Source organism: Sporosarcina sp. OR05 (assembly GCF_041414805.1).
Classification (GTDB): Bacteria; Bacillota; Bacilli; order Bacillales_A; family Planococcaceae; genus Sporosarcina; species Sporosarcina saromensis.
Window position 1 is genome coordinate 497,219 of record NZ_JANKJL010000001.1, and the last position, 20,310, is coordinate 517,528.

Here is a 20,310-nt window from a genome sequence, read left to right on the forward strand (position 1 = left end):
CGTTTTACAAGTCTATCGTGTCAATAAAGTCTGTTTAATGACGCGAGCGTCCCGTTTTACAAGCATATCGTGTCAATAAAGTCCATTTAATGGCGCGAGCGTCCCGTTTTACAAGTGTATCGCGTCAATAAAGTCTGTTTAATGACGCGAGCGTTTCGTTTTACAAGTAAATCGTGTCAATAAAGTCCGTTTAATGACGCGAGCGAACCGTTTTACAAGCTTATCGTGTCAATAAGTCCGTTTAATGACGCGAGCGTCCCGTTTTACAAGTGTATCGTGTCAATAAAGTCCGTTTAAAGCCGCGAGCGCTCCACTTTACAAAGTCTTTCGTGCTATAAAAGTCCATTTGAATTCAAATCATCTCCTTTTTCCATCTTCGTGTCTTACTAACACGATTTATGTCGCGTCAACTAACAAAAATGCATATTGTCTTCTTAGTATGTTAGACGGATAGACTTCTGAAATAGTTTCTGTGAAAGTAAAAAAATGTCGAATGTTTACTAGTTGAAAGTATACAACAATACCTAGTAGTTTGAGTGCTGGAAATGTATGTGAAATGCACGCAGTGACACGCGCATTAATTGGATAAAAACAGTGCAATGGGGTTTTTCAAAAGGTGCATTTATGATATACTGTCAAATGCCCGCATCTTGCAAATTCGGGTGAGCTTTTATGTGTTTACAATCGAATATTGTTAAACCGATCAAGCTGTTATTTCTATTGCAAAGAAAACAAACAGAAGGTGGTCGAAGAAATGGAAAAAGGAGCATACCGGGTATTGTTGTACTATAAATACGTACACATTGAAGACCCAGAAACATTTGCTGCCGAACATTTGGCATTTTGTAAGGAACTTGGACTGAAAGGTCGTATTCTTGTAGGTACAGAAGGAATCAACGGAACTTGTTCAGGTACGATTGAGCAAACAGATGCCTACATGGAAAAAATGCATAGCGATGAGCGCTTTAAAGATCTTTGGTTTAAGATCGATGAAGCGGATGGACACGCATTTAAAAAAATGCATGTGCGTCATCGCGAGGAAATTGTTAACTTAAGTCTTGAAGAGGACATCAATCCATTGGAATTGACAGGAGAGTACTTAAAGCCTGAAGAATTCTTCAAGCAAATGCAAGATGAAAATACAGTTGTTTTTGACACAAGAAACGACTATGAATATGATCTAGGTCATTTCAGAGGAGCCATTCGTCCGGATATCGAAAACTTCCGTGATCTACCTGAATGGGTCCGTGAAAATAGAGAGCTGTTTGAAGGCAAAAAAGTCCTTGCGTATTGCACAGGCGGCATTCGATGTGAAAAATTCACTGGGTGGATGAAACGCGAAGGATTCGATAACGTTGCTCACCTTGAAGGTGGAATTGTCACATACGGAAAAGACCCTGTCGCAAAAGGACAATTATGGGACGGACAATGTTACGTATTTGACGAAAGAATTGCTGTTCCGATTAACCAAGTTGAACACGTAGTTGTCGGTCGTGACCATTTTGACGGAACGCCTTGCGAACGTTATGTGAATTGTGCAAACCCAGAATGTAACGATAAAATCTTATGCTCAGAAGAAAATGAGCATTTCTATATGCGAAGCTGTTCGGATGAATGCCGTACACATCCACGAAACCGTTATTTCACAGAACAAAACATGACGGTAGATGAATTTAATGAAAGACTCGCGGCGATTGAGGCAAAACGTAACGAAGTAGCTACTGCGAACTGAATAGATGAAAGACGTTAATGAAAAAGGCACATGGAACGAAGTTTGATTACTTTGTATCTATGTGTTTTTTTGTTATGTGTCACCGAGTAAGTAAGGGAAGTAAATCAATTGAATAGTTCTTTCGAATATGGAAATTGTATGTAATTTTCATTTTATAGTTCATTCGGATTGTAATGTGTAGAAATTGGAACTTAGCGAGTTGTATACCGTATAAACGGTAAAGTCAGAAAGGTGGTAGCGATTATGAAAAACTATTTATTAGTAGCTCTATTAATTGTTTGTACCTTCCTCGCAGGCTGTTCTAAAGGAAAAGAGAATGTGGACTCCGAGTTGCCAGTAGAACAGTCCCCTGAAAATGAAGTGAAACAAGATGAGGAAGAACAAAATAATCAAATGCAAGAGTCGTTAGATAAATCACTTCTCCAAAACATCTCTTCAGTAGAGAACGTTCAATCTGTAGAAGATTTAGCAGAATTGTCACCGGGCTCGTTGACAAGTGAGTTCACTGTGGAAGAAGAGACGTCAATGTGGGCAAAAACCGAAGTTCCTAGTGAGCTGCGTCCTGCGTTTTTATCTGAAATGAAAGAGGTTGTTAAGGACACAGAGGACCCTGCAATGATTGTAAAAGCTCTAAACTATTACCTTGGTGGTGCTCAATACAAAGAATTGGTGGACCCGCTTATAACCTATCACCCTTCATTTACTGAACCTTTGATGCCTGAACCTTATGAGATGAATGAAGAAGGCGAGCGAACGAAACACCCTGCAAAAGCGCTTATTCTCCTCGATGCCAGTTCCAGTATGTTGCTCTATGCGGATGGACGCTTGAAAATGGATACAGCGAAAAGTGCAGTAAAGAGCTTTGCGACGGCAATTGGACAAAAGAGTGAAGTATCCTTATATGCATATGGACATAAAGGGACGCAAAGTGCATCTGATAAAACACTTTCTTGTGGGACGATTGAAGAAGTGTATCCTTTAGGAGAATTCAAAGAAAAAGAATTTAATAGCGTATTGGATAATGTAAAGGCGAGCGGTTGGACGCCGTTAGCAGAAGCGATTAAACAGGCCGGTATCGATCACAAAGACACGACAGAAGACCTAACAGTGTACATTGTTAGTGATGGAGCAGAAACTTGTGGGGGAGATCCGATTGCAGAGGCGAAGGCATTTACACAAGGAAAGGCCGGTCGACATGTCAATGTAATTGGTTTTCAAGTCGATAAAGATGCAGAAAGTCAGTTGAAAGCAGTAGCAGAAGCTGGGAATGGAACGTACATGGCTGCAAATTCCCTTGAAGAAATGACAGCAGGTATTTCGAAAATTTGGTTACCATCTGATTTGGATCTTGTCGGTCTCGTCTATGCAAAGCCGATTGGTTGGCCAAAAACAACCGCTCTCACAACGGTGTCGGACTATTCTAATAAAGCGAAGAAGGCGATTAAAGTAGAAAACAATCGATTGATTGGGGCCGCAAAACTACTTAAAGATGAAGCGTTAGTAAGTGATAGCCAGGAAGAAGAATTTATCACTTTCATTAACGACCAAAAAGATGCTTACCAAAAACTAATTGACGATTTGGAAGTAGAGAAACGTAAGCTAGTTGAAGATGAAGTCGACAGGATTGTTAAAAAAATTGATGACTATCAAGCGAGAATGAAAGAATTGAAAAAACAAAATGCAAAGTAAGCTATTACGAAATTGGATAAAAATCAAAATTTACCATACTAAGTTACGCAGTTTGCCCACGTTTTGAAGAAGTCTATTCGAAAAAGCGGTTGATGAAAATATCTGGTGAAGTTGCAACTAAATTTTTATCTATAGCGCCGTATTCCTGATAAGCCATTGTAAGTTAACGATTATTTGCAATGGCTTATTTTTATGATTGCGTAGATGGTTTTGACTAATTAACGTAAGTAGATAACTAATTGCTTCACGCTGTGCGCATACCCTCCGTATGTCCTCTTTTGTTGCGTATTGTATAGAGAGTGGGAAGTAAGGTTGCTTCTCTCTTTCAACTACTGTGCAGGGAGGAGGAGTGGACATGTTATTTTTTGAAGATGAAATTAAGAAAGTGAGTAAAAAAGTCGGTCCTTCTGGATGGAGTACGATGAGATTGCAAGATCCTCGTATTAACGGTCAGTTAAGGAAGGATCAAATCGCAAGAGAAACTGAAGCAAAAAATGTAGCGATGCGACGAAGTCGTTTGTTAAACGGGTATGACTGGTAAAACATAAGGCTGCACTGACCGACTGTTTAAATAGTAAAGGGGCATTCGCTTAAGATGTAGCGAAATGTCCCTTTTCAGTTTGTGGCGAAGATCGTACATGGAATTTCACCTAATCAACTATTTTGAAAGTAACATTTCCTACGCCCATATCAATGGACAAGTCGATTGTATGCTTAGCGGTTCCGTATGCTTCGTTTACGTATACACCTTTCCCTTGTGGAATGAAATCATTCACGTTGAACCGACCGACCCCTTTTGAGACGACAAGTTTTATGCCTGTATCTTTCGGTAGATAAATCGTTGTGTCTCCAACACCCAATCGTAAGTCAACAGGAAAACTGTGATCCCAGTTTCCACTTAAGTCGATTGTCGATTCTCCAACCCCGCTATCGATTGCAAGACTGCTCAGTTGGATGCCTTTTAAGTCCAAATTTGCTGTAGAAACACCTAAGCTGACAGCTAATTTTACTGGAATCTCATTTGTGAGCTGCAGCGACCAATCGTTCTGGAACTTTTTATTGGAAAAACCAATATTCATTGAAGATTTTTGTTTTAGGTGTGCAGAACCGATTTTGTTTTTGTTTTTATACGTTAGCGATGGTTTCCACTTCTTATCGGTATAGTCGAAAGTCCCGTTTACCCAGTCTGAAGCGCCGCCGACCATTTTTAATGTACCGACGCCAAAGTGAATTGTCATATCCAATGATTTTGCATCGTCTCTTTGTATGATAGCTTCCTCGTTCACTGGAATGTTTAGCATTTTTTCGTATAAAAAAATACCGATGACGACTAAAAATCCCCCTATTAATCCAGCCCACAACACTTTTTTCATGCCCATTCTCCTTTGCTTTTCGGATGAACGCTAACCCTTTAACACTATCATAGCGTATAGAGGTGATATAGCCACTAGACGGACGTATGATTTGTTCTCGGTCGTAAGACGTAGTTGTCAGAAGAATGATACGTAAAGAGGGAAAACATTTACCGCTTCTTAACAACAGATAACGGTTCAAAGAAGATTTCATACGCTTTGTATTGAACCGAAACACCGAATCGAGCATGATAATGTTGAATGGATTCTAGTAAATAGTCTTCTGTTACTTCCAAATGACTACACACTTCTTCGATTGAAAGATAATTTAACTCATAGCAATCAATCAGTTTGTCGAGCGAGACAATTTTTTCGTACCCCCACCTTCTTGCAATCAGTTCAAGTTTCCAATTGGTGAGAGAAGATGCATCCGTAATGTCCCCATAAGTCGTTTCATAATGGCCAATCTCTTCCGCAAGAATACAATGTTTTTCATAGGATGAACGATGTTGGTCGATGAGAATCATATTATCCATATAAACTCCACCTAATCCTACCGGTAATGTTTTGACTTCTTTAATTGCTAAATGTGAATATTGGGCGAGAAGCAATTCATACATCATCGTACCGCCTCACTTTCGCTGCGATTTGAGAAATTGGATATACTTTTGAATCTCTTTCACTTCTTCTTCTGTAAGGTCTTCATCCATATGCATAGCTATAGTTTCAACTTTGTTAGTTTTCTCTTGTGTCAATCCAAGAATGCCATCAACAGAAACATTAAATGTTTCTGCAATTGCTTTCACCATACGGGTTTTTGGTTCAATAGATCCTGACTCCCATTTTGAGACCATCCCTTTCGTAATGGCAAGATGATGTTGACGATTGATACGTTCCGCAAATTCTTCTTGTGACAACTTATTTTCAAGACGGACTTTCTTAATTTCAGAACCTAAAGTTTCCATGCATTAACCTCCCTGATCTGTATGAATAAGTATACTGTATAGTTTCTTTTGTGACAACATTTTGTGTATTTGTTGTTGAAAGTGAAACCGAACATATGTTATCTTTATTTAAAAGTTTCATATGTGAAACTATGGTTTTCATTGTTTCAAATGTGACTCAATTGAGGAGGCGTGGACATGAGGGCAGAAGAAATGGAGCAATTAGTGAGAGATTATCACTGGATGGTAAATAGTGTGGCGGTGATTAGAGAGTCGATGGAACATGTCGGTGGATTGACTGCTAAGTATGGAAATGACGCAGCAATGCCGAAAAAAAGCGGTGTCCAAAATGATCCTGTTTTCAGAGAGGTGACAAGGAGGGAACGCAGAATGAATAAGATCATTGAATATGAGAAAAAAATAATGATTGTGCAACGAAGACTCACCGCGATAACGGATGATCGAGAGGCTGAAATCCTTCATTGGTTATTGGAGGGGAAAAGTTTGCGTTGGATTGGTCGGCATATGAAAATTTCTGATCGGCATATTGGAAGATTAAAAGATTTAATCATTAGAAAAATGTGTGATGAAGAATAGAGAAAGACATGTATCGAGTCAAATCGCGCCATCATCATGTTTTGATTAGAAATTGATGTCGCAAATGTCGCGTAGGTCGAATAAATGACTTGAACATATTGGGTGCGTTACACTATGTTTAAGCAAAAAAGAACATGTGTTCTATATAAGGAATGGTTCGAGATACTTTACGAATGATGTGATGAGAAGAATGTCTAGATCTTGAATTGTTCGGTGTACAAGCAACATGAATAGAGCGGTTGTCTGCGTTTTGGACATCGCTCTTTTTGAATTAAAAAATTTTATAGAAGGGACATTTGAAAATTCCATTCGGAAGTGATGAAGAGGTACAAGCATGAATGAAAATAAAGGAATACATTAAAAAGAAGAACGTGAAAAAAGGTGAGAGGAGCAAGAGAAAAGGATTGGATTTTATAGTGAAAAGAGTATGTGGTGAGGATGCACATGTCCAAAATTGGTGGCAATCAAGAAGGGAGAGAGAGAATGGATGCAAGAGAAGTCCTCGGTTACTTTTTGACACAAGGGCCATTTGCTGTACTGTTTGTTTGGTTATTCATGTACCAAGTAAAGAGCAGTGAAGCAAGGGAACAACGGTATCAGCAGTTATTGACGACGATGGCGGATAAATATGACGACATTATAAAAGAAATTCAAGAAGTGAAGGAGCGATTGCCGCCTAGGTAGATATCGCTCTTTTTATTATCCGAAAGGAGGTGATGCCTGAAGAATTAAGTACAGAAAGGAGGTGAAAAACTACTACTGAAAGAATACTTGATGTAAAGAAAGTCAAAACAAAAAACTAAAAAAACTAATAGGGAGGAAATGAAAATGGTTAAAATTTATATCGATCCGGGACACGGCGGAACGGATCCTGGAGCAATTGGGAATGGATTAAAGGAGAAAGATGTAACGCTTGCTATTGCGACGAGGGTTAGAAATATACTTGTCAACGAGTATTCTAATGCTACGGTGCGCATGAGTCGGACAGGGGATCAGACGGTAAGTCTATCCCAACGTACGAATGATGCAAATGCTTGGGGAGCAGCATTCTATTTGAGCATTCATATTAATGCGGGTGGAGGAAATGGGTACGAAGATTATATTCATAGTAACCTTTCCGATAGCTCAACGACAGCACAACTAAGAAATACAATTCATTCAGAAATCGTGAAATTGATTGATATGCCGAACCGTGGGAAAAAGAAAGCGGATTTCCATGTGCTACGAGAAACGCGTATGCATGCAATGCTAACGGAAAATGGATTTATTGACTATGCATCGAACGCTTCGTTAATGAAAACGTCTGCATGGTTGGATAAAGCTGCTAGAGGACATGTCAACGGATTAGAAAAAGCGCTTGGTTTACAAAAAACGAGTTCTCCACCACCTTCCGGATCCACTTTATACCGTGTCGTTGCCGGTTCATTCACATCACGAGCCAATGCAGATCATCGTGTAGCAGAATTACAAGCAAAAGGCTTTGATAGTTTCATTGACATTTATACGCAAGGGGGCGTCACTTACTATCGCGTTATTGCAGGTTCATTTGCGGATAAGTCAAATGCGGACAAGCAAGTAGCAGATTTGAAAGCTGCTGGATTTGACGCCTTCATCATTACTGTATCTTCATAATGATGATTTAGTTAGTATGTACGAAGGTTTTCTAAACGTAATGAGAGGTCGCATGAAAATGCGGCTTCTCGAATTTTTTTGAACCTATGATATTGTTACCATATTATTTTTTTCCATCTACAACTATCAATAGACTACATTTATCTTTAGAGAAAGGAAATCAACATACATAGGAGATTTCACGGTAACAGTCTATGAACCTAAATTGAAGAAAGGACGTCTTATAGTAAGAAGATGAAGTGTGTTTTCATTAATTGAAAAGTGATAATAGTGGAAGTGTACTTTATATGGCTTATGGTAATTGTGAAATGGTATACTACTATCATTGAATGATATTGGAGGAACAGATTTATGGAATGGAAAAATATTTATCGAGGGTTCTTAATGGGAATCAGCGACTTAATTCCAGGAGTGAGTGGCGGTACAATAGCATTCATCCTCGGTATATATGATCGATTACTTATTGCAATTAGCGGCTTTTTTAGTCGAGAGTGGAAAAAGCATATCGGTTTTCTACTTCCGCTTGGAATTGGAGTTGGGTTAACGTTAGTCCTTTTTAGCAAACTGATAAACTTCTTGTTGGAGAATTATGAACAACCGACACAATTTTTCTTTTTAGGACTGATTATTGGTGTGGTTCCATTTATCTCCAAACAAGCTGGTGTGAAAAAGAACTTTACAATTGGTCATTATGTGTTGTTAATCGTCGTGGGTGTAGCATTGGCTAGTACGGTATTCATTAAACCGGCTGATGCAGTAATTATTACATCCCTAACGATGCAAAATGCATTAGGTCTATTTTTTGCTGGATGGGCAGGTAGTATGGCGATGTTATTACCAGGTGTGAGTGGCTCATTCATCTTATTGTTGCTTGGTGTATATGCTACTGCCATTAATGCTCTCTCTACATTAAACCTTCCAATTATTGTAGTTATTGGAGCAGGGGTCATTGTCGGTTTTATTGCCAGCAGTAAAATTATCCATTACTTATTGAATACGTACACATATGCAATGTTTGCCATCATTATCGGTTTAATCTTAGGATCTGTATTCGTTATCTATCCAGGTATTCCTGATAGCGGTACACCATTTGTGATGAGTGTTGTTGCCCTGATTACAGGGTTAATAGTAGCAAATATGTTTAATGCAGCTGACCCGAGTGAAAAGTAAGCATTTATAAGTAGAACAAGCCCTCTTTGGTTTACTGTAACCGAAGAGGGCTTGTTGCATTTTTCAGCGATGTTTGGATGAACGACATTTATAAAAAAGCCATCACAATAATTATCCAGTAAATGTGCATGCTAACAATAACGACATAGATGATCAGTGCGAATAAAACGGTGTATTTTAAAATTGTTGATGTTTTTGCAAATTGAATTAACGTTAGAAGGATTGCCGGTAAAAGGATTTTCATTCCATAAAACAGTAGTATACTTTTGTCGTGCACAAAGCGCATAAGCGGGTTCAACTCTTCTATATGGCCTTGGCGTATCCCGATATCGGTAAAAACCGCATCGATGATACAAAGACAAGCAAGTAGAAAACTTGTATGTACAATTCTATTTTTAGAAGAATGAATCATATCGACAGTTTCCATTCAATTTCACTCCAGACATAGTAGGGCTTATGTCAAATAGGATATGGAGTTTATATGTGTTTTATTCAATTTAGATATGTAAGGTCACAAAAAAGCCAATGGTCCCAAGCAAGGAGACCATTGGCTTTCATATTTGTTTCGTTGTTTACTTCGCTGTTTCAAGAACGTCGCTCAATGGAATGGCGAGTGCGTTCGCTACACCTTCCCCATATGCAGGGTCTGCTTTGTAGCAGTGAAGGATATGTCTGTACTTAATTTCGTTTGGTGCATCTCCTAAATTACGAGCTGTATTACCGAACAAGACGGCTTGTTGCTCAGGTGACATCAGTCTAAATAGTTTTCCAGGTTGTGTGAAGTAATCATCATCATCTTCTCTAAAATCCCAATGTGCAGCATCACCGTAAACTTTTAAAGGTGGTTCTTTGAAATCAGGTTGGTGGTTCCACTGTCCGAAGCTGTTTGGTTCATAAGAAGTTCGGCTTCCGTGATTTCCATCTACGCGCATTGCGCCGTCACGATGGAAGCTGTGGAATGGGCATTTAGGAGCGTTAACAGGAATTTGGTGATGGTTCACGCCTAAGCGGTAGCGTTGTGCATCGCCATATGAAAATAATCGTGCTTGTAACATTTTGTCAGGTGAAAAACCGATACCTGGGACAATTGCTGCAGGTGTAAATGCAGCTTGTTCTACTTCTGCAAAATAATTGTCGGGATTTCGATTCAACTCGAATTCACCTACTTCAATGAGTGGGAATTCATCTTTGTACCATACTTTTGTCAAATCGAATGGGTTGTAAGGCATGTTTAGGGCTTGTTCTTCCGTCATCACTTGAATATACATTTTCCATTTCGGGAAGTTGCCATTATCGATGCTGTCCAATAAATCTCTTTGATGCGATTCTCGATCTGTACCAACTAATTCTGTCGCTTGTTCATCTGTCAAATTCTCAATGCCTTGCTCGGAACGGAAGTGGAATTTCACCCAAACGCGTTCATTATTTGCATTAATCATACTGTATGTGTGACTTCCGAAACCGTGCATATGTCGATATGTTTTTGGAATCCCGCGATCACTCATGACAATCGTAATTTGATGTAAGGCTTCAGGGAGGGAAGTCCAAAAATCCCAGTTGTTTGTTGCGCTTCTCATGTTTGTACGAGGATCACGTTTCACTGCGTGATTTAAATCAGGGAAGTGAAGCGGATCTCTAAAGAAGAAAACAGGTGTATTATTTCCAACAAGGTCCCAGTTTCCTTCTTCCGTATAAAATTTTAGTGCGAAACCACGAATATCACGTTCAGCATCGGCAGCCCCTCGTTCACCAGCTACAGTCGAAAACCGAGCAAACATCGGAGTCTGTTTCCCTACTTCAGAAAATAGTTTAGCCCTCGTGTACTGTGTAATATCATTCGTCACAGTAAAAGTCCCATAAGCTGCTGAACCTTTTGCATGCATTCGTCTTTCAGGAATAACTTCGCGATCGAAATGAGCGAGTTTTTCAATTAGCCAAACGTCTTGTAAAAGAATCGGTCCTCTTGGTCCAGCCGTCATGGAGTTATGGTTATCACCAACAGGTGCACCCGCAGCAGTTGTTAATTTTGTTTGAGAATGATTATCATTGATAGTCATTGATAATTCCTCCTTGGAATAGTAGTGTGCTAACTTCAATTATCAATATACCATAGGCGTTCATGTAAAACCAGTGTTATTTATAATAATTATTGTTAAGAAATTAGTATCGATTAATAGCGATTATTAAAGAATCTTGTTGTGACCAAATGCAGGAACAATTATAGTGAACTCAAAGAGTTGATGATGAAAGAGGCTGCTGATCTTAGTATTAGTTAGCGTATAATTTTTTTCTAAGCAGTTGGAAGGACGGATAAAGTCCTTCCAACTGCTTTTTTTTATCGTATTTAAACAATACAAATCAGTGATCCCAATTAACTATGTATCTTGATGGAGTTGCTCGTAACAACGATTGTTATGACAGTATTCAACCGAGTGATTTCCGAAGATCGACAGACTGCAACTTTTCAGATTTGGAGAGACAACAACGTACTAGAATGGAAAGTGTACGAAGTATCCAATTGTTAAAAAAGTGATAGAGGATATAAAAGTTCCGATACTAGCGAAAACAAGGTATCTTCGAATGTCTACACCTGAACTTCCTGACATGTAACAAATAATATGTCGCATACCTGGCACAAAATAGCCGATTGTAATTGCCCATGAACCATACTTATTAAACCAACTGTCCACTTTTTGTATCCGTTTCGGTGAAAGGCTGATCCATTTTCCATATTTCATGAGTAACGGTTTTCCGACTTTGCGACCAATTGTGTAAGTGAATAGGGTTCCTGTCAACACACCAAGAATTGTAATGACGAACGCGCTGAAATAATTCAGCGTACCGACTGCTGATAAATGTCCGATGAAAGCAACGACCAATTCATCGGGTAACGGTAGCCCAAAAATTCCGAGCGCAAAAAATAGATATACGGCAAAATAACCGTAATGCATGACAAAGTCTTCAAACTGTAACATTCCTTATCCCTCATTTAGTTAAATTTCGTAGTTCTGTGATGTTTGAGGTTCTTTCCATTCGCCAATAGGCTGCCCTACTTTTACTTCAGTCCCTGATGAAAGTAATGACTTAAAGTGCGCATCGTGTTCAATGAAGAGAATGACTGTGGAACCGAAAGAAAAGTAGCCGAAATCATCGCCTTTTGTACAGTTTTTTGACGTGCTTGTCAGGTGGATGCTGTTGACATTCAGTGCACCAACTTTGATAATTGCAAGTTTGCTATGGGAAGTTTCCATTTCGGAAATCAACCGATAGTTCGTTGCAAAAGGTTGATTGCCAAGTCGTAATCCTAAATCGTTGACAGGAAAAGATGTTGTTCCTAATGCATATCGATTAACCAATTGTCCATTAAATGGGTAGTGAAAATGATGATAATGACTGGGTGATAAGTAAAAAATATAGAAAAAACCATCTTTGTACGTATTTGCGCTCTTTTCATCTCCCAAAATTTGTTTTATACTATATAGATGATCTTTAATGTAAAAAGACTGTTGTTCATTGATTTTGCCGGATGCTGTCAAATAGCCATCTACCGGTGAAGTCATCACATTTGCTCTTTGATCGATCGGGCGTACGCCGTGCTTTAAATTTCTCGTGAAAAAATCTTGAAGACTTTTATAATGCTCTAGCGGATATTCCGCTTCCTCTTCATTGATACGGTATGCGGAAGCAAAAGGCTTTAGTAGTCTCTTACTCATTGAAGAGCGGGTAAATGTTTTTAAAATCGATGAGGACACTGGGTGTCCTGTCAATTCGACGAATTGTTTAAAGAGTGTTTTTTTCATTACGGTAGTCTCCCATGCAAATAGTATGTAGTAGAAAAAATAGACGGAGGAATTCTCATGTTTTTATCCAGATACTTTGATTATACTAAAATAAAAGGGCAGTTGGCGAATGTAATTACATTGACGAACCTTAGCTTCGGAATCATCGCCATCCTCTTAATCTCACGCGACCTTAGCCATATGAGTCTTGTATTCATCTTTTTAGCAGCCCTATTTGACCGTTTTGACGGTATGGTTGCAAGACATTTCCAATCAGAATCGTTGTTTGGTAAGGAATTGGACTCGTTAAGTGATTTAATATCTTTCGGTGTCGCACCTGCTTTATTAATTTACACGACAAATTTGTCTAATATGTTATGGGTTGGGATTGTTGCTACAATCTTTTACATTCTTGCGGGGGCAGTTCGCCTTGCTCGGTATAACGTAAGAGAATTTGATGGAACATTTTACGGTGTGCCCATTACTGCAGCTGGCGTTCTGTTAACATTATCTTACTTCTTAAGCCATTATGTCGGTCCTGCCTTTTTTGTAATCGTTATGATCATACTCGGAATTCTAATGGTAAGCAATATTAGGATTGCAAAAGTATAATAATATGTTGTTTTACTTTCTTTTGCGCTCAACGATCATCAGATTCGTTGAACGCATTTTTTCTATTTTCTTGGAGACGCTATCAAATGTCTGCTATTCTAGAAGAAGCGACTTATTTAGAATGGAGTAATGTGCATGATGAAGAATTTGGAGGTGACATCAATCGAACAATTACAATCCGTGCTCTCCACTTACTTTGGATATTCATCGTTTCGAGCAGGACAAGAACAGGCGATCCAAAATGTCTTGCATGGACGAGATACGTTATGTGTGATGCCAACAGGTGGCGGAAAATCAATCTGTTACCAAGTACCAGCTATGGTCATGGAAGGTACGGTTCTAGTTGTGTCACCATTGATTTCTCTGATGAAGGACCAAGTGGATGCACTTCTACAGATAGGTGTACAAGCCGCGTACATAAACAGTTCATTAACGAGTGAAGAATATTTTGGCATTATGGAAAACGCCTTAGCTGGCGCATATAAACTATTATACGTTGCTCCAGAACGGTTCGAGTCCCAATCGTTTATTCAACAAATCAACAAGATGGATATTCCGATGATTGCCATTGATGAAGCGCACTGTATTTCACAATGGGGGCATGATTTCAGACCGAGCTACCGAATGATGCATACGGTCATCAATTCGTTTGTGAAGAAACCAGTAGTCCTCGCTTTGACTGCAACTGCAACACCTGCAGTGCGGGATGATATCTGTCACCAATTGAACATTGATCCCGAATTTACTGTGATGACAGGTTTTGAAAGAAGTAATTTGACGTTTTCCGTCGTGAAGGGACAAGACCGGGACAAGTTTGTGAAGGCGTATGTGAAGAAAAATGAAGGCGAAGCAGGCATTATTTATGCGGCTACGCGCAAAGCGGTTGACCAAGTATATACGATGCTCGAGCGGACCGGCATTGCAGTTGCTAGGTATCATGCTGGTTTATCGGATACTGTTCGTCAATCTGAACAAGATCGTTTTCTTATGGATGAAGCGACTGTCATGGTAGCGACAAATGCATTTGGCATGGGCATCGATAAAAGTAATATACGTTATGTAATTCATTACCAGATGCCGAAAAATATGGAGAGCTATTATCAAGAAGCGGGTCGTGCGGGAAGAGATGGACTTGATAGTCACTGTACCTTATTATTCTCGTCGCAAGATGTCATTACGCAACGGTTCCTTATTGATCAATCACAAGATGTCAATCGGATACCTGGTGAGTTGGAAAAATTACAATCGATGATCGACTATTGTCATACCGAATCTTGTCTACAAAAATTCATCATCTCCTATTTTGGTGAAAGTGACCTACAAGATTGCCACCGTTGTGCAAATTGCACGGATACGCGGGAACGGGCTGATGTAACTGTTGACGTTCAAAAAGTGTTATCTTGCGTTATTCGGATGGGGCAACGTTTTGGAAAGACGATGATCGCCCAAGTGTTGACTGGTTCAAGAAATAAGAAAGTTGTCGAATTCGGATTTGATAAACTGACGACATATGGCATTATGAAAGGCCGCAACGCGAAGGAAGTGTCCGATTTTATTGAGTTTATTATCTCGGAAAATTATTTAGGTGTTGAAAATGGTCAATTCCCGATTATTTATGTGACGGAATTAGGCAAAGATGTGCTGACTGGGAAAACTAAAGTCTATCGGAAAGCGACAGTCGAAACAAAACAGATTACGCAAGACGACCCGTTATTTGACCAATTACGCGCACTTCGATTGAAAATTGCACAAGAAGCAAGTGTTCCGCCTTTCGTCGTCTTCTCTGATAAATCATTACGGGATATGGCTGCTAAAATGCCAATGACCGACGAAGCGTTTTTGGAAGTCAATGGTGTAGGTGATGCGAAGCTTGAGCGGTATGGAGAAGCGTTTATGGAAGAAATCAAAGCTTTTTCAAAGCAGATGGTGTAAGAATTTTAGACAAAAGGAAAACCGCGTGCGCGTCTCAAATGAGTCGCCGGTACGCGGTTTTTTACGTTCGAATTATTGTTGAGGTGAAACAATTGGTTGGACGTTTCGCTCTTTCTTTCTGCAGAGTGCAACCAATACATACACAATGGGTGTGTCGATAATTGCGATTGAAAACTTAAAGATATATTGGCTCGCAATCATGCCAAGTAATATAGAGGTAGGCATTGTTCCTGCAAATGCGATTGTAATGAATAACGTCGTATCGACGAATTGACTCACCATCGTAGAGGCATTGTTACGTACCCATAATTGTTTAGAGCCGTGTTTTTGTTTCAGCTTATCAAAGATTGTTACATCTAAGTTTTGGCTCACGAGATAGGCAACTAAACTGGCAATTGTCACACGGAAACCTGCGTTAAAGATCGTTTCAAAAGCAGCTTGGTTTTCATAAAAAGGAGCAGCAGGCAAGTGGATGGCAATCCAAATGAATCCTATTGCCAAAAGTTGTGCAATAAACCCGGTTTGAACAGTTTTTCGGGCAGCCTCTTTCCCATAAGCTTCAGTTAGTACATCCAAAATCGGATACGTACAGACATAAATGACGGCTGCTGCAGGAATAACAATCCAACTGCCAACGCTGATCAATTTCACTGCTACAATGTTCGATAAAATTAATAAACCTACAAATATTCCACTTAAATAATAGCGCATCTTTCATTACTCCTCATCGATTATCGATTTTCTCTGGGTACAGATCATGGTTCATCAAACGATGCTCCGCCATCTGTTCGTATTTCGTTCCCGGTTTACCATAATTGCAGTAAGGGTCGATTGAAAGACCACCCCGAGGCGTAAATTTCCCCCAAACTTCAATATAGCGAGGCGCCAATAAATGAATTAAATCATTCATGATGATGTTGACACAGTCTTCATGGAAATCCCCGTGATTCCGGAAACTGAACAAATACAGTTTCAAAGCTTTACTTTCGACCAATTTCTCATCTGGTATGTAACTGATGTACATCGTTGCAAAGTCGGGCTGTCCCGTCATCGGACAAAGGGAAGTGAATTCAGGGCAATTGAATTTCACGAAGTAATCACGCGTTGTATGCATGTTGTCAACGGCTTCTAAAATGGATGGATTGTATTCATAAGCATAGGTCGTTCGTTGGTTACCTAATAGTGTTAAGTCTTGTAGTGTGTTTTCATCTCTTCCAGTCAATACAAAAACCTCCCTGAAGTTATGTTGTCAGGGAGGGGCCATAGAAATGGAAAAATAAAAGCCATGTCAAATGGACATGGCGTAGTTTCCGGCATCCATAGTTTTTTATAGAGGGTCGCTATGAACCTCTCCCGAACAGGGTTATTCTTTTCGTCTATGACTTTAACTGGTTTTACCTATTCTGTCAATAGCAAACTTCGTTTCAAACCTAAAATTGTATAAAGTGCAATGAACAAAAGGATGATTCCTGTCACCATGAATCCACCAGTGAACGATAAATCCAAATAGCCAATCAAGCTCGATCCCGCTACGACACCGATGGAAAAAAAGGCATAAAAATAGCCGTATGCTTTTCCGCGGTATTCCGGAGCTGATGAGTCAATTAGCAATGAATTGATAGACGGGAATAGAAAAGCGAAGCCGATGCCATATAACCCCATCGCTAAAAACAGGTGAGTGAGCGCTGATACTTGGCTTAACAAAATCATGCAAATGCCCATTAGTGAAATCCCGAAAGCTAACGTAATCATAGGACGTACCCGATCAAATACACGATTAATCGGTAGAAGGAAAATTAGTATTGCGACAACCCCGAATGTACTGAGTAGCATTCCGGTTGTTTTTGTATCAAAGCCAAGCGCTTCCACTTTTAAAGGGAGGATGAATGCCAGCACACCTTGTGAAAACATGAGAAAAAATGCACCTGAAAATGCACGGACCATGCCGGGGTGTTTAAATAAGTATTTGACCCGAAATTGTGATGACATTTTTAAGCGATTTTTTCTGACATACGTATAGGAACGCAACAGAAAGAAGGCTGCGAATGCTAAAATAAACATGATGAGGCCATTCATTCCCATTATAAAAGGGGTACTTGTTTTGGAAGCGACAATCCCACTATAGGCAGGACCGATGATCGCCGCCATTCCAACGAACGCTCCGGAAATTGCGACACTACGGCCACGTTTTGATTCTTCTGTACGATTTGCAAGAAATGTGAAAGCGGCTGGAACAATAAGCCCTTCCATAAATCCGTGGATGAATCGGATACCAAGCAAAGAATACGGTCCCTCAACGACTGTATACAATAAAAGCGACGCTCCTGAGGCGAATAAGCCAATGAGTAAAATCATAAAAGGGCCACGGCGATCTGTCATGAAACCAGAAATGATATTTCCAATTGTATTTGAAAAAGAATACATACCGACAGCTAAACCGGTCAAAAAAGAAGAAGCGCCTAACGATAGAGCGAACGGACTCATAATAGGCAACTGTGAAAATAAATCAAAGAAAGAAAAAAAGACGATTACATAGACAAATGCGCGCATTTTAAATCCTCATTTCAAATAAAGTCCATCATAGTCTACTGTACCATTGATCGTTCAATAGACCAAAGGACAGATTGTGAACAAAAATAATCATAGCATTCTGAACAAGGTAACGATAAAATAATACAATACTTTACGAGAGAGGGATGATGGAAATGAGTTCAAAAATCAACATCGGTATTGTCGGTTATGGAAATTTAGGGAAAGGTGTAGAATCAGCAATCGCTCAAAATGAAGATTTAACACTTCATGCTGTTTTTACAAGAAGGGATCCCTCTACACTAAAGGTGAATAGCGGTGTACCTGTCTATGCATTAGGCGATGTCGAAAAGTTCGTAAATGAGATCGACGTCATGATTTTATGTGGTGGGTCTAAAGATGATCTTCCGGAACAAGGTCCTGCACTTGCTAAACATTTTAATACGGTTGACAGCTTTGACACGCATGCAAAAATTCCGGACTACTTCGAAACAGTAGACGCTACGGCAAAACCGAATGGAAAAACTGCAATCATTTCTGTCGGATGGGATCCTGGCCTATTCTCCATTAACCGGCTTTATGGGGAAGCAATCCTTCCTGAAGGAGCGACGTATACATTCTGGGGCAAAGGGTTAAGCCAAGGTCACTCTGATGCAATCCGTAGAATCGCTGGTGTCAAAGGTGCAGTCCAATATACGATACCGGTTGAAGAGGCTGTTGATAAAGTGAGAAGTGGAAGCCAACCGACACTGACGACAAGGGAAAAGCATACACGTGAGTGCTATGTCGTATTGGAAGAAGGTGCAGATGCATCTGTTGTTGAACAAACAATTGTCTCTATGCCTGACTACTTCTCAGATTATGACACAACGGTCCATTTCATTAATGAACAGCAGTTGGCGGAAGAACATAGCACAATGCCGCATGGTGGATTTGTCATTAGAAGTGGCAAAACAGGAACTTCCAGTAATCAAGTAATGGAATTCTCTTTGACGCTTGATAGCAATCCGGAATTCACATCGAGCGTCCTCGTCGCCTATGCACGCGCTGCTTTTCGTATGAATCAAAAAGGAGAAACAGGCGCGAAAACCGTTTTTGATGTTGCGCCAGGTCTACTTTCATCTAAAAGTGCACATGATTTACGCAAGGAGTTATTATAACAATGAAAGCACTTTCAATGTAGCTAACATTCCATTATACTGAATAAGTAGTTTTTATTTGGGAGGTCGAAATAATTGGCGAAATTAGATGACACATTGCAAATGCTGAAAGAATTGACGGACGCGAAAGGAATTCCAGGGAACGAACGGGAACCTCGTGAAGTCATGAAGAAATACATCGAGCCGTTCGCAGATGAAATCGACTATGATGGCCTTGGTTCATTGATTGCCAAAAAATCTGGTCAAGCAGATGGCCCGAAGATCATGGTAGCAGGTCACTTGGATGAAGTCGGCTTCATGGTAACGAAAATTGACGACAAAGGATTCATTTCCTTCCAACCGGTCGGTGGCTGGTGGAACCAAGTGATGCTTGCGCAACGCGTCGACATTGTTACACGCAAAGGGGATATCGTGACAGGCGTTATCGGTTCCAAGCCTCCACACATCTTGTCCCCGGAAGCACGGAAAAAGCCGGTAGACATCAAAGATATGTTCATCGATATCGGTGCAACCTCCAAAGAGGAAGCGATGCAATGGGGCGTTTTGCCAGGTGATATGATTGTCCCGCACTTTGAGTTTACTGTGATGAACAACGATAAATATTTGCTAGCGAAAGCTTGGGATAATCGTATCGGATGCGCGATTGCAATCGATGTCATGAAAGCGTTGAAAGATGAAAACCACCCGAATATTGTTTTCGGTGTAGGGGCGGTCCAAGAAGAAGTCGGTTTACGTGGAGCCAAAACAGCTGCTGCGAAAGTGCAACCGGATATTGGCTTTGCTGTTGATGTAGGAATTGCTGGCGATACGCCGGGTGTAACGTCCAAAGAAGCTGCAAGCAAAATGGGGGATGGCCCTCAAATCCTTCTCTATGACGCATCAATGGTTTCTCATAAAGGATTGCGCGATCTTGTCGTCGATACAGCGGAAGCGCACAACATTCCATACCAATTCGAAGCGATTCCTGGCGGCGGAACGGACGCGGGATCTATTCATGTAAGTGGAAATGGTGTACCATCCATCGCAATTTGTATCGCCACTCGCTATATTCACTCGCATGCAGCAATGTTGCATAGAGATGACTATGAAAATGCCGTGAAATTGATTGTGGAAGTTATTAAAAAGCTTGACCGTGAAACGGTGAATAATATTATCTTTAACTGAACGCCATTTTTGAAATGA

Annotated in this window: 21 protein-coding genes and 1 riboswitch; of the genes, 11 read left to right on the forward strand and 10 right to left on the reverse strand. The window is 40.0% G+C overall.

The window, feature by feature from the left end; translation table 11 throughout:
• Window positions 1-754 precede the first annotated feature (754 nt).
• The 3 genes from trhO to NRI27_RS02275 all read left to right on the forward strand — a co-directional run bounded on the left by trhO (window position 755) and on the right by NRI27_RS02275 (window position 3,962).
• Window positions 755-1,732 carry an oxygen-dependent tRNA uridine(34) hydroxylase TrhO gene (trhO, locus tag NRI27_RS02265; protein WP_317942902.1) on the forward strand — a complete coding sequence of 326 codons (978 nt, stop codon included), beginning with the start codon at window positions 755-757 and terminating at the stop codon, window positions 1,730-1,732.
• Between the two features lie 243 nt (window positions 1,733-1,975).
• The gene (locus tag NRI27_RS02270; protein WP_371389378.1) at window positions 1,976-3,421 is read left to right on the forward strand and encodes a vWA domain-containing protein; all 1,446 of its coding nucleotides are present in this window, start codon (window positions 1,976-1,978) and stop codon (window positions 3,419-3,421) included.
• Window positions 3,422-3,776: 355 nt separating this feature from the next.
• Window positions 3,777-3,962, forward strand: a complete 186-nt coding sequence (locus tag NRI27_RS02275; RefSeq protein WP_317942906.1) for a hypothetical protein — start codon at window positions 3,777-3,779, stop codon at window positions 3,960-3,962.
• 109 nt (window positions 3,963-4,071) lie between these two features.
• Here the strand turns inward: NRI27_RS02275 and NRI27_RS02280 are convergent, their stop codons facing one another.
• The 3 genes from NRI27_RS02280 to NRI27_RS02290 form a co-directional block, all read right to left on the reverse strand.
• Window positions 4,072-4,794 (reverse strand): toast rack family protein, encoded by a 723-nt coding sequence (locus NRI27_RS02280; protein ID WP_371389379.1) that lies wholly within the window; start codon window positions 4,792-4,794, stop codon window positions 4,072-4,074.
• A gap of 149 nt (window positions 4,795-4,943) precedes the next feature.
• Entirely contained in the window at window positions 4,944-5,393 is a 450-nt protein-coding gene (locus NRI27_RS02285) for an ImmA/IrrE family metallo-endopeptidase (protein WP_317942910.1), read from the reverse strand.
• 12 nt (window positions 5,394-5,405) lie between these two features.
• Window positions 5,406-5,738, reverse strand: coding sequence for a helix-turn-helix domain-containing protein (locus NRI27_RS02290; RefSeq protein ID WP_371389380.1), 333 nt, complete (start codon window positions 5,736-5,738; stop codon window positions 5,406-5,408).
• Window positions 5,739-5,915: 177 nt separating this feature from the next.
• Here NRI27_RS02290 and NRI27_RS02295 point away from each other — a divergent pair, with 177 nt between their 5' ends.
• From NRI27_RS02295 to NRI27_RS02310, 4 genes are all read left to right on the forward strand, one after another.
• Complete coding sequence (locus NRI27_RS02295) at window positions 5,916-6,314, forward strand: DNA-binding response regulator (protein WP_371389381.1); 399 nt, start codon at window positions 5,916-5,918, stop codon at window positions 6,312-6,314.
• A 444-nt stretch (window positions 6,315-6,758) separates the two neighbouring features.
• On the forward strand, window positions 6,759-6,998 hold the full coding sequence (locus tag NRI27_RS02300) for a BhlA/UviB family holin-like peptide (protein WP_371389382.1): 240 nt from the start codon (window positions 6,759-6,761) through the stop codon (window positions 6,996-6,998).
• Between the two features lie 144 nt (window positions 6,999-7,142).
• Complete coding sequence (locus NRI27_RS02305) at window positions 7,143-7,946, forward strand: N-acetylmuramoyl-L-alanine amidase (RefSeq protein ID WP_371389383.1); 804 nt, start codon at window positions 7,143-7,145, stop codon at window positions 7,944-7,946.
• Window positions 7,947-8,297: 351 nt separating this feature from the next.
• Window positions 8,298-9,116, forward strand: a complete 819-nt coding sequence (locus NRI27_RS02310; protein ID WP_371389384.1) for a DUF368 domain-containing protein — start codon at window positions 8,298-8,300, stop codon at window positions 9,114-9,116.
• Window positions 9,117-9,204: 88 nt separating this feature from the next.
• Here the strand turns inward: NRI27_RS02310 and NRI27_RS02315 are convergent, their stop codons facing one another.
• The 4 genes from NRI27_RS02315 to NRI27_RS02330 all read right to left on the reverse strand — a co-directional run bounded on the left by NRI27_RS02315 (window position 9,205) and on the right by NRI27_RS02330 (window position 12,916).
• On the reverse strand, window positions 9,205-9,543 hold the full coding sequence (locus tag NRI27_RS02315; protein WP_371389385.1) for a DUF5658 family protein: 339 nt from the start codon (window positions 9,541-9,543) through the stop codon (window positions 9,205-9,207).
• A 145-nt stretch (window positions 9,544-9,688) separates the two neighbouring features.
• On the reverse strand, window positions 9,689-11,173 hold the full coding sequence (locus tag NRI27_RS02320; RefSeq protein WP_371389386.1) for a catalase: 1,485 nt from the start codon (window positions 11,171-11,173) through the stop codon (window positions 9,689-9,691).
• A 432-nt stretch (window positions 11,174-11,605) separates the two neighbouring features.
• The gene (locus NRI27_RS02325; protein WP_371389387.1) at window positions 11,606-12,091 is read right to left on the reverse strand and encodes a DedA family protein; all 486 of its coding nucleotides are present in this window, start codon (window positions 12,089-12,091) and stop codon (window positions 11,606-11,608) included.
• An 18-nt stretch (window positions 12,092-12,109) separates the two neighbouring features.
• A complete protein-coding gene (locus NRI27_RS02330) occupies window positions 12,110-12,916 on the reverse strand; it encodes a phosphatidylserine decarboxylase (protein WP_371389388.1) in 807 nt (268 codons plus the stop codon).
• A 57-nt stretch (window positions 12,917-12,973) separates the two neighbouring features.
• Between NRI27_RS02330 and pssA the strand changes: the two genes are divergently transcribed.
• Window positions 12,974-13,507, forward strand: a complete 534-nt coding sequence (gene pssA, locus NRI27_RS02335) for a CDP-diacylglycerol--serine O-phosphatidyltransferase (protein ID WP_371389389.1) — start codon at window positions 12,974-12,976, stop codon at window positions 13,505-13,507.
• 135 nt (window positions 13,508-13,642) lie between these two features.
• A complete protein-coding gene (gene recQ, locus NRI27_RS02340) occupies window positions 13,643-15,439 on the forward strand; it encodes a DNA helicase RecQ (RefSeq protein ID WP_371389390.1) in 1,797 nt (598 codons plus the stop codon).
• 72 nt (window positions 15,440-15,511) lie between these two features.
• On the opposite strand, the gene NRI27_RS02345 is transcribed toward recQ, so the two are convergent.
• The 3 genes from NRI27_RS02345 to NRI27_RS02355 all read right to left on the reverse strand — a co-directional run bounded on the left by NRI27_RS02345 (window position 15,512) and on the right by NRI27_RS02355 (window position 17,989).
• Window positions 15,512-16,150 carry a queuosine precursor transporter gene (locus tag NRI27_RS02345; protein WP_317942930.1) on the reverse strand — a complete coding sequence of 213 codons (639 nt, stop codon included), beginning with the start codon at window positions 16,148-16,150 and terminating at the stop codon, window positions 15,512-15,514.
• A 13-nt stretch (window positions 16,151-16,163) separates the two neighbouring features.
• Window positions 16,164-16,661 (reverse strand): preQ(1) synthase, encoded by a 498-nt coding sequence (gene queF, locus NRI27_RS02350; protein WP_317942932.1) that lies wholly within the window; start codon window positions 16,659-16,661, stop codon window positions 16,164-16,166.
• A 91-nt stretch (window positions 16,662-16,752) separates the two neighbouring features.
• A riboswitch (PreQ1 riboswitch) is annotated at window positions 16,753-16,796 on the reverse strand.
• A gap of 41 nt (window positions 16,797-16,837) precedes the next feature.
• The gene (locus NRI27_RS02355) at window positions 16,838-17,989 is read right to left on the reverse strand and encodes an MFS transporter (RefSeq protein ID WP_317942934.1); all 1,152 of its coding nucleotides are present in this window, start codon (window positions 17,987-17,989) and stop codon (window positions 16,838-16,840) included.
• Window positions 17,990-18,144: 155 nt separating this feature from the next.
• On the opposite strand from NRI27_RS02355, the gene NRI27_RS02360 reads away from it, so the two are divergent.
• Window positions 18,145-19,128 carry a diaminopimelate dehydrogenase gene (locus NRI27_RS02360; RefSeq protein WP_371389391.1) on the forward strand — a complete coding sequence of 328 codons (984 nt, stop codon included), beginning with the start codon at window positions 18,145-18,147 and terminating at the stop codon, window positions 19,126-19,128.
• Between the two features lie 75 nt (window positions 19,129-19,203).
• Window positions 19,204-20,292 (forward strand): M42 family metallopeptidase, encoded by a 1,089-nt coding sequence (locus NRI27_RS02365; protein WP_371389392.1) that lies wholly within the window; start codon window positions 19,204-19,206, stop codon window positions 20,290-20,292.
• The last annotated feature ends 18 nt before the right edge of the window (window positions 20,293-20,310 follow it).